The organism is Collinsella sp. CLA-ER-H3, assembly GCF_040092425.1.
Taxonomy (GTDB): Bacteria; Actinomycetota; Coriobacteriia; order Coriobacteriales; family Coriobacteriaceae; genus Collinsella.
Genome location: NZ_JBBNLP010000016.1, coordinates 1 through 8,790, shown reverse-complemented (window position 1 = coordinate 8,790; position 8,790 = coordinate 1). Strand labels below are relative to the sequence as shown.

Annotated in this window: 8 protein-coding genes; 7 read left to right on the top strand and 1 reads right to left on the bottom strand. The window is 45.1% G+C overall.

The features are described from left to right. From AAAX32_RS09885 to AAAX32_RS09855, 7 genes are all read left to right on the top strand, one after another. A partial coding sequence (locus AAAX32_RS09885; protein WP_349100731.1) for a sugar nucleotide-binding protein occupies positions 1-269 on the top strand: 269 nt, incomplete at its 5' end. 33 nt (positions 270-302) lie between these two features. Continuing rightward, entirely contained in the window at positions 303-1,508 is a 1,206-nt protein-coding gene (locus AAAX32_RS09880; protein WP_349100730.1) for a hypothetical protein, read from the top strand. A gap of 12 nt (positions 1,509-1,520) precedes the next feature. After that, complete coding sequence (locus AAAX32_RS09875) at positions 1,521-2,582, top strand: glycosyltransferase family 4 protein (RefSeq protein WP_349100729.1); 1,062 nt, start codon at positions 1,521-1,523, stop codon at positions 2,580-2,582. Between the two features lie 13 nt (positions 2,583-2,595). Continuing rightward, entirely contained in the window at positions 2,596-3,771 is a 1,176-nt protein-coding gene (locus AAAX32_RS09870; protein ID WP_349100728.1) for a glycosyltransferase family 2 protein, read from the top strand. After that, the gene (locus tag AAAX32_RS09865; protein ID WP_349100727.1) at positions 3,768-4,841 is read left to right on the top strand and encodes a polysaccharide pyruvyl transferase family protein; all 1,074 of its coding nucleotides are present in this window, start codon (positions 3,768-3,770) and stop codon (positions 4,839-4,841) included. The genes AAAX32_RS09870 and AAAX32_RS09865 overlap by 4 nt, the downstream gene beginning before the upstream one ends. Next, positions 4,841-6,244, top strand: a complete 1,404-nt coding sequence (locus AAAX32_RS09860; protein WP_349100726.1) for an oligosaccharide flippase family protein — start codon at positions 4,841-4,843, stop codon at positions 6,242-6,244. The genes AAAX32_RS09865 and AAAX32_RS09860 overlap by 1 nt, the downstream gene beginning before the upstream one ends. 12 nt (positions 6,245-6,256) lie before the next feature. Next, a complete protein-coding gene (locus AAAX32_RS09855) occupies positions 6,257-7,486 on the top strand; it encodes a Coenzyme F420 hydrogenase/dehydrogenase, beta subunit C-terminal domain (RefSeq protein WP_349100725.1) in 1,230 nt (409 codons plus the stop codon). A gap of 298 nt (positions 7,487-7,784) precedes the next feature. Here AAAX32_RS09855 and AAAX32_RS09850 read toward each other — a convergent pair whose 3' ends face one another. Continuing rightward, positions 7,785-8,627 (bottom strand): RICIN domain-containing protein, encoded by an 843-nt coding sequence (locus tag AAAX32_RS09850; protein WP_349100723.1) that lies wholly within the window; start codon positions 8,625-8,627, stop codon positions 7,785-7,787. Between the last annotated feature and the right edge of the window lie 163 nt (positions 8,628-8,790).

Sequence of the window (8,790 nt, the reverse complement as noted above, 5' to 3'; positions counted from 1 at the left end):
TGCTGGGGACGCACGCCCCCTACGGCACCTACGACTGCACCGGCTCCGGCACCGTCAAGTCCTGGGCCGATATCGCCCGCGCCGTCTTCGAGGCCGCCAACGGCAACGGGGACAGGGTCGTGCCGGTGTCGACCGCCGACTACTACGCCGGCGCCGAGGGCCCCGTCGCCCCGCGCCCGGTCCACTCCGCGCTCGACCTTTCCAGGCTCGAGGCTGCCGGCTTCCACATGCCCGACTGGGAGGAAGAGCTGGCTGTTTTATTTATTTAGCTCGTTATATCTAGTCTTAATTTGGAGTGACAATTGATTTCATATTCTTCAGGAAAAATAGGTTATGCACAGCTATTAAATACCAAGTTTGAAGATATGATTTATTATATCGCATTTATAGCTTATTCGTATTCTTGTGTCTTCGGTTTTACGACTGCTGAGTCATTGGTCGGACTGCCCATAAGTGCATTAATTATGTCACTCCAATTATTTGCTCTGTGCTGCTTGTTATTAAAAATCCTTTTTCAAAAAATGAATGGCTTCTCTTGGCTCTCTTTCTTTCTGATCGTTGCGATCGGTTTTATTTCATGGAGATGCTCTGGGGAGAACTACTTTCTATGGCTTGCATTGTTCGTGCTTTGTGGTATCGGCGTTGATATCGAGGCGCTTGCGCGAATTTCATTGTTTGTTTCAGTTTCGGCAATTATTTTTGTATGCGCTTTGTTGAATGTCGGGCTTGTTCGCGATGTGTTGATTTATGGAACAAATGGTGTCCGTCATTCCCTTGGTTTTGTCCATCCAAATACATTGGCAAGGTATCTTGTAGTCGCTTCTATTTCCTATTTAGTTTCACATTATAATGGCTCCATATTTGCTAATCTTGCAATGGCTCTTTCCTGTGCGTTTATAGCTCAGATGGTGACTGGCTCACGTACAGCGGTTTTGCTATTGGTGTTTCAAGCTATTTTACTTGTATTTTTTTCTCGTGTTCATAATTTTGAGTTGAAGCTAGCGGTGCTTAAAGTGCTTTTTGTTGGTGCTTTTGTTTTAATAATTGCTAGCTTCTATTTTATGTTCTGTTACAACATCCAGGTTCCATTACATAATCGTCTTAATTTTCTTCTTAGCGACAGACTGGCATTGGCAAAATTGTATGCAGAAGTGGCGCCATTTACATTTTTTGGTCGTGACTTTTCTTCGTTAGGCTTCTACGGTCTTCCTTCGTCTTTCACTGTTGATAATGCATGGTGCCATTTATTTTTAAGAGAAGGAATAATTCCTACTGTTTTATTACTTGCTGGAGTATTCGTATTGATTATTCATGCCATTCTTTCTAATCATATTGACGGTATTTGTCTCGGTTTGCTTTTAATGGTTGTTTATTCATGTTCCGAGACAGTTGGTATTATGGTCGATTCAAACTATTTTTTGATTGCAATGGCTCCTATTGTGCTTGGCAATCATTTGACCATCGGAGATTCATTGTTTTATCCGCGCGGCAAGTGCATTGGTGAATAGAGGATTTCTAATATGAAAACCAATAGGATTACTTTTATATTCCACAGCTTTTCTCGCGTACCTTGGGGTGGAGCTAAAATGGTCTTCATGTATGCGAACTATCTTTCAGATCATGGCTGCCTAGTTACTATTTGTTTTGATTGTTTAAATACGATGAATAGAGGCTTAGTTTGCGAGCCTATTAGGCGGTTGTTGTGTCGGTTGGCTGTTTCTGTTGAACCAAGGTGGTACCCTCTTAATCCTTCGATAAAAAAACAGTGCATTTTTGGTATAAAGGATTCTGAGATTCCCGATTCTGACCATGTTGTTGCGACGGCAGCTGAAACTGCTTATGGCGTTTCTAGTCTCAGCAATAGCAAGGGCAAGAAACACTACTTTATCCAAGATTTTGAAAAATGGGGTATCTCTGAGAAAGATGTGAGAGCATCTTTTAGATTTGGAATGTCGAATATTGTAGTCTCTGATTGGCTTTTTGATCTTGTGGAAAAGGAATCTGGTGTAAAGCCCACTCTTATCAAGAACCCAATTGATGCGACTGTATTCTATGAAGAGTCAATAGAAAGAAATAATAATGCGGTCGCTGTCCTCTATCACGAAGGCTCACATAAAGGATTCGATACTTTATGGAAAGCTTTAACACTGGTTCATGAAGAGAATCCTGAACTAGTTGTTAATGCTTTCGGCACGCCTGCTAGGCCTTCGTGGTTCCCCGAGTGGGTTGTATATACGCAAAATGCAACCCAGAGTGAGCTGAGGAAGATTTACAGTTCCTCGCTTGTATATGCTTGCGCAACAAATAATGAAGGATTTGGTCTGACATTAGCTGAGAGCATGTTTTGTGGCTGCGCTTTATGTTCAACCGATTTTTTGGGCGTTCATGAATACGCGAATACCAATTGCGCACTTATTTCTCCGGTTGGTGACTATTCCGCGCTAGCAGATAATATTTGTAGGTTGCTTTTAAATCCCGATTACGCGTTGGCTTTGGCTGCTCAGGGTAAGGCTTACGCTATGTCTCAGTGTTCAATGCGAAAGTCGTTTAATGCGCTTGAAGAAGAGTTTTGTCTGAAATAGAGGGGGATCGCTTATGCGTATCAATGGTCATGCGACATGTAGCAGCGATATGCGAATACGCAATTTTGATTCCAGTTCTGACACTCAGGATGCATTCTTAACAATTATTATTCCTGCGTATAACGCTGAAGATACCATTGTGCGAAGCGTTCGGAGCGCTCTTGCTATTGGTTCCGCTCTTTCTAAAGTAATTGTTGTTAATGATGGTTCCTCAGATGGGACGCGTAATTTGCTTGAGCAGTTATCGAAAGATGATTCTCGACTTCTTGTTATAACTCAAGACAATTGTGGTAGATCTTTCGCGCGAAATGTTGGCTTTGCAGCTTCATGCAGTGACTGGGTGATGTTCCTTGATGCAGATGACTATCTATTTCCAGGCGACTATAAAGAATTAATTTTGGCTGCTGAAAAAAAAGACCTTGATTTAGTGGTCTGCTCCTATCTTCAGCCGAATATTGTAAATAGCTGTTCTTCCGATATATGTCAGGCAGTTTCTGATATGAAGGTTGTGCACAGCGGGGTTCTTTTGGATGCAATGATAGATGGTTTATATAGTGAAACTATTGATAAGTCGTTATACGAATTAAATGCCTCATGGGCTCGCTTGTATCGAAGCGCCCATATTAGGCAGCTTGTTGATCGATTGGGTGATGATTTGGCACCCTTCCCTATTGGGCTGAGGTTTTCTGAGGATAGATTATTTAATTTAGAGTATCTTTGGCAGCTTCACGATGGTCGTGTTGGTTTTGTACCATTTTGTTTATATTATTGGGATCTTGATAGTTCCTCAACCTGTGCAAACGTTCGCCCTAGTGACACAGACTCTCTTGCTCTTTTTGCCAGCATTGTTGAACAGCTTAAGAATGCTTCTGTCTTTTCAGTCAAAGATGAGCATCTAATTGTTGGACGCGAATTCATGGAGCAATTCAAGAGAGCTGTTTTGGCGGCATCCCAAAATTTGTCAGTAAAGTCCTCGTGGCTGACTTCATTTGATAGGCAATGGCTTAGAAACCATACATTGAATTTCCCGGCTGATTGTCTTGGAAAGCGGGGTGAATGGCGTGTTGCTGCAGCGTTGCTGCCTATGGGTCATTTGGGTTTAGCGTTTGCAGTTTATGGCGCTATGACAACGTTTAGTTCTTTATTAAAACGATTTTGTAAATATATTGAAAGGTTATTGGGTAAATGAGGGTTGGAATTATAACTTTCCATTGTTCCTATAATTTTGGATCTGCTCTGCAATCGTTTGCAATGCAGGCAGCAGTGCAAAGACTGGGTTATGCTGCGTCTTTGATTGATTACAGAAGCAAAGATTTTGAACAGTATAGGTTGGTGCAATTTAAACACCCTAAATCCTTTATTAGATTCTGCACGCGTCCTGCGTCATATTTGAAACGGCGAAATGCGTTCCATTCTTTCTGGAAACGTTTTTTTAATCTGACAAATAAATATAATGACAAAACTATATATCGTATGGATGAGCTTGCCTCTGAGTTCGATTGTTTTGTCTGCGGCAGCGATCAGATTTGGAATCTTGATTGCACGAATGGCATAGTTAAACCGTTTTTTCTCTCGTTTGCCGGAGATAGACGTCGTGTAGCCTACGCACCCAGCTTGGCTCACACATCGTTTAAACCTGAGAATTTTGATAAAAGAAGTGTCTCTGCACTTCTTTCAAGATTCGATTATCTTTCCGTGCGTGAGGAAGAGACGGTGTCGCTCTTCCAGTCTCTTGTTGATAAGCCTATTGAGGTGGTGCTTGATCCTACTCTCCTCCTGAACGCTGATGACTACGCCGTGATGACTTCAAGGAAGCTCCTGGAAGACGGATATATATTTATGTATCTGCTGCGTGAATGTCCTGAGCTCGTCGAGAGTACCGTCTTAATGGCAACTTCAACAGGCAGGAAGGTTGCCTATATATCTGAAAAAAACTTGGATATTCCAAATTCGGTTAACCTGTTCGGCGTTGGCCCGGAGGAGTTTGTTTCACTTATTGCGCATGCAAGCCTTGTTCTCACCAATTCTTTTCATGCAACTGTATTCTCAGTCCTCTTCCATAAACCTTTCCGTGTATTTGCTACGGATAAATCTGGCGCTCGCATGCGTGACTTGTTGGGAAATATTGGGCTTTCTTCACGTTGCGCCAATGCTATATGTGCCGACGATATTGTCCCCTGCGATTGGGACGATGTGGATTCTCGTTTGGATTCTCTGCGGGAGCATTCCTGGTCCTATCTTAGAAAGGCACTTTCGTAATGGGGGAGACGCGCCGACTTATTAAAAACACTGGCATTATTGCAGTGGGTGGAATGGCAACTAAGCTCGTTTCATTTCTTCTGTTGCCGCTCTATACTTCAGTTCTTTCCACTGGCGATTATGGTACCGTCGATTACATCAACACTATTGCGCTGTTTTGCGTCCCTGCCGTTTCCTTGCTTATGGATGAAGCGCTGTTTCGATTCCTCATCGACTGCCGCACTGATGAAGATCGAGCTAAAGCCGTGACGGCGTCATGTGCTGTTCTTCTTGCTGGTTGCGCGTGCTTTACGGTTTTAGCGATTCTGATCTGGTTGTTATTTAAGCCTGAAAATCTTGGCTGGATCGTTGGACTTGTTGTTGCCGGGGCGCTTCTGCAGATGGTTTCTGCGGTCTTGCGTGGCTTCGGAGATACCGTGGGATATTCCGTCATGAACTTTACCGCGAGTGCCCTAACTATTGTGCTCAACGTTCTGTTTATCGCCGTGTTGAGTTGGGGTGTTGTGGGCATGCTTTCTGCCACGGTCATTGCACAGGGCGTTGTTGCCCTTTCTTTCATGGTCATGCGAAAACTCTGGCGCTATATTGATCCGTCGGCTTTCTCCATTATTTATGCTCGAGACCTTTTGCGGTATTCATTTCCGCTCATCCCCAACAAGGTTTCCTGGACTATTAATAATCTGTTGGACAGGCTAATTATCATGAACACGCTTGGGGCTTCCGCCGCTGGCGTTTATGCTGTGTCCTACAAGTTCCCAGGCGTTATGGACCAGGTGTATGGTTTCTTCTATCAGTCCTGGAAGGAGAGCTCGGCGCGTGCTCTTAACTCTGATGAGGATGAGTCGGTTTTCTACAACTCCGTGTATCGCGCGCTAAGGCGTTTCATGATGAGCGTTGTTCTGCTTATGTCTGCGCTCATGCCTCTCGTTTACGGCATCCTGATCAAGGGCTCATTCGGCGAGGGCCTGTTGTATGTGCCGATATTGCTCTTGGCCACGTATTTCAGCAACATCTCCGGCTTTTACGGCGGTATCTTTACCGCGCATAAGAAGACTGGAATTATGGGTTCCACCACTGCGGTGTCTGCTGCTCTTTGCGCTGTGTTGTGTATTATTTTAATTCCGCATCTTGGACTATATGGAGCGTCTGTCGCAACCCTTCTGGCAATGATTGTGGTTAACGATTACCGCAGGATCAAAGTTGCTAAGTTTACAAAGCTTGTTGAAGATCGGAGCGAGCAGGTTTTGACTTTGGTTTCAATTGTCGGCGTGTTCATTTTCTATTATCTGTCCGCCTATGGTGCGGGTATCTGGAGCGCGATTGCTTGCTTGGCAATTGCGCTGGCTTTTTCTGTTTATATGAATGCCGATATTCTGCGCAAGCTTATTTCGGCTCACAAATAAAGGGATAACTGCATGTCTACCGTGAAAATGGGCGAAGTCCCCACACTGTTTGAGTCGCCATCGCATTGCTGCGGATGCGGATCGTGCGCCGCTGGCTGCCCGAAAGGCGCCATCACCATGTCCGAGGGTAAGGATGGTTTTGTTCTTCCAGTAATTGATAGTGATCTTTGCGTTGGGTGCGGTGCTTGCGCTAGGGCGTGCGGCCTTAACCGAGGGATAGGTTCTAATTCCGCCGGACCGTTCTATGCCGCTGCTGGTAGGGGAGATGTTTCAGAGTCTGCTTCTGGCGGCGTTTTCGGTGCCGTTGCACGTGAGGTTATTTCTGCCGGTGGCGTAGCGTACGGTGCTGCTTATGAGTGCGAGGGGAATACGCTTAGAGTATTGCATCGTCGTGCGGCAAGCGTTGATGAGCTCCGCCCGCTGCTTAACTCAAAATATGTGCAGAGTGATGCTGGAGTTTGTTTTGTTGACGTTAAGGCGGACATTCGTGAGGGAAGGCAGGTCCTGTTCTGCGGAACGCCTTGCCAGGTTGCCGGTCTTAAGGGCTTCCTTGGGCGCTATTATGAGAATCTAACTACTGTTGACCTTGTCTGCCACGGTGTTCCTTCCGGTCGAATGTTCTCGGACTGCGTGGAGGACTATGGCAACCAGTTTGGATCTCCTGTGGTTGATTTCCGATTTAGGTGCAAGCGCGAGGGGTGGGGTCACTCTCTTCTTCTTCTTCTTCTTGAGGATGGAAGAGAAGTTACCATTCCTGCGGCGAAATCCCCCTACTATGACATGTTTCTGAACCTTAAGACGCTTCGCGACAGCTGCTATAGGTGCCCCTATGCGGGGAGATTCCGCGCTGGCGATCTTACCATCGGCGATTTTTGGGGCGTTGAAATCAACAGACCTGACGTTCTAAATGATTCGACAAAGTTTAGTCAGACAAAGGGCATTTCTTGTCTTCTGGTAAACAATTCTCACGGTAAAGACTTCATTGATTCGTGCGATTCGCTTGATTTGTATCCTGTAGATTTTGACGATATCGCTAGGGGTAATGACCAGCTTCGCCATCCCAGCAATCTTCCCAGCGACAGAGGGCTGTATATTGAGGCTTTTGCGAAGGGCGGCTGGAGGTCAGTTCGCAAATTGTATTTTAGGCGCGAGCGAGGACTTAAATATCATTCAAAGAGGATTCTCAGAGCATTGCTCCCTGCCTCTTTTATTTCTTTTGCAAAAAGCTTTAGGTCTCGGTGATTGGCCTCTTAGCAGCTTTGCTTTTCATTATTGCTGTTGATGTAATTTGGTTGATGTTCCATGAATGCCATTTGCACTTTAATCTAACAATTGAGTTTGCTTTAATTTGCGCTCACTAAATTGTCGAAATATGATACGCCGAGATTGTGAACTGCGTCCCAAATCTTGGACGCCCTAAATAGCGACTAGAAAGCCTCCCATTTCTCATGTCCAAGAAATGGGAGGCAGTTCATTGAGTCGTGATGGGTCATATCCTGTGTGTATCACTCAGCAAATATGTCTAGCTAAAATGAAATGACTATCTCATTTCAAAAGTAAATAGTGTCTCTATTGTTCCCCCGTTTGACCAAGTTTGAATATTTGCTCCATCTCTTGCCGTTGCAAGCCTTACGTTTAAGTACTCATTTGCTCCAACTAGTTTTACGGTGAATCCATTTTTTTGTTTTGATAGCATCCAATGCTGACGATTTGAACCGGTATATGTTGCCTGCGAAACATTTGCGCCGTCCTTGACGGCTTCTGCGGTTAACGCCTTTTTGGAGTGCACAAAAATAAATGCGTATGATCCGTCTCCCTGTCTTCTGAGGTCAACTGATTGATTTGGGGAGTTGTAGTCAGTCCATATTTGAGCATTTGCAAAGTCATGTTGGGATGCCAAGCGAATGTCGATTGTTTTTCTCGTGTCAAGTTTGGTTTTTATGGCGTACCGACCGTTTGGAAGTGCATCGAGTTCAGTTGGAACAAGATTAAACATTGTTTCTGCCACACCGCCATTTGACCAAGTTTGAATATTTGTGCCGTTTCTCGTTTCGGCTCTTCTAACATTTAGCCACTGGTTTCCTGCTTTATTTTTTATCGTATATCCTGCCCCAATTCGTTCAACAGTCCATTTCTGCAGGTCGGAACCATCTATACTCGACTGACTAACATTTGATCCATCACGATTTGATTCAGCAGACAGCGCTTTTCCTGAATGAACGAACGTAATTAGATAGGTGCCGTCATTTTGGAATTGGAGGTAGACCTTTTGTTGTCTGCCGCCGTGATCTTGCCAGAGTTGTACATTCGCCCCATCGCTCTTCGACTCCATGCGTACATCGAGGGCCTTTGATTGATCGAGACACGAGTATATGGAATACATTCCGTTGGGTAAAACCTGTGTAGCGGCTGGTTCGATTGGGGGTGCGGACAGAAAGTTGGACCGCGGGGCGGTCCGGACTGGAGGTTCGCATGTACAGCAGGGAGAAGGTCGAGCTCTTCCTCCTGGCGACGGAGGACGGCATGGGGCCGACCGCCGCCGCGAA

Excerpts from the sequence above, each read along its gene's own strand:
- AAAX32_RS09855 (WP_349100725.1), top strand. The coding sequence starts at position 6,257 with ATGTCTACCGTGAAAATGGGCGAAGTCCCCACACTGTTTGAGTCGCCA.
- AAAX32_RS09860 (WP_349100726.1), top strand. The coding sequence starts at position 4,841 with ATGGGGGAGACGCGCCGACTTATTAAAAACACTGGCATTATTGCAGTG.
- AAAX32_RS09875 (WP_349100729.1), top strand. The coding sequence starts at position 1,521 with ATGAAAACCAATAGGATTACTTTTATATTCCACAGCTTTTCTCGCGTA.
- AAAX32_RS09865 (WP_349100727.1), top strand. The coding sequence starts at position 3,768 with ATGAGGGTTGGAATTATAACTTTCCATTGTTCCTATAATTTTGGATCT.
- AAAX32_RS09870 (WP_349100728.1), top strand. The coding sequence starts at position 2,596 with ATGCGTATCAATGGTCATGCGACATGTAGCAGCGATATGCGAATACGC.
- AAAX32_RS09850 (WP_349100723.1), bottom strand. The coding sequence starts at position 8,627 with ATGTATTCCATATACTCGTGTCTCGATCAATCAAAGGCCCTCGATGTA.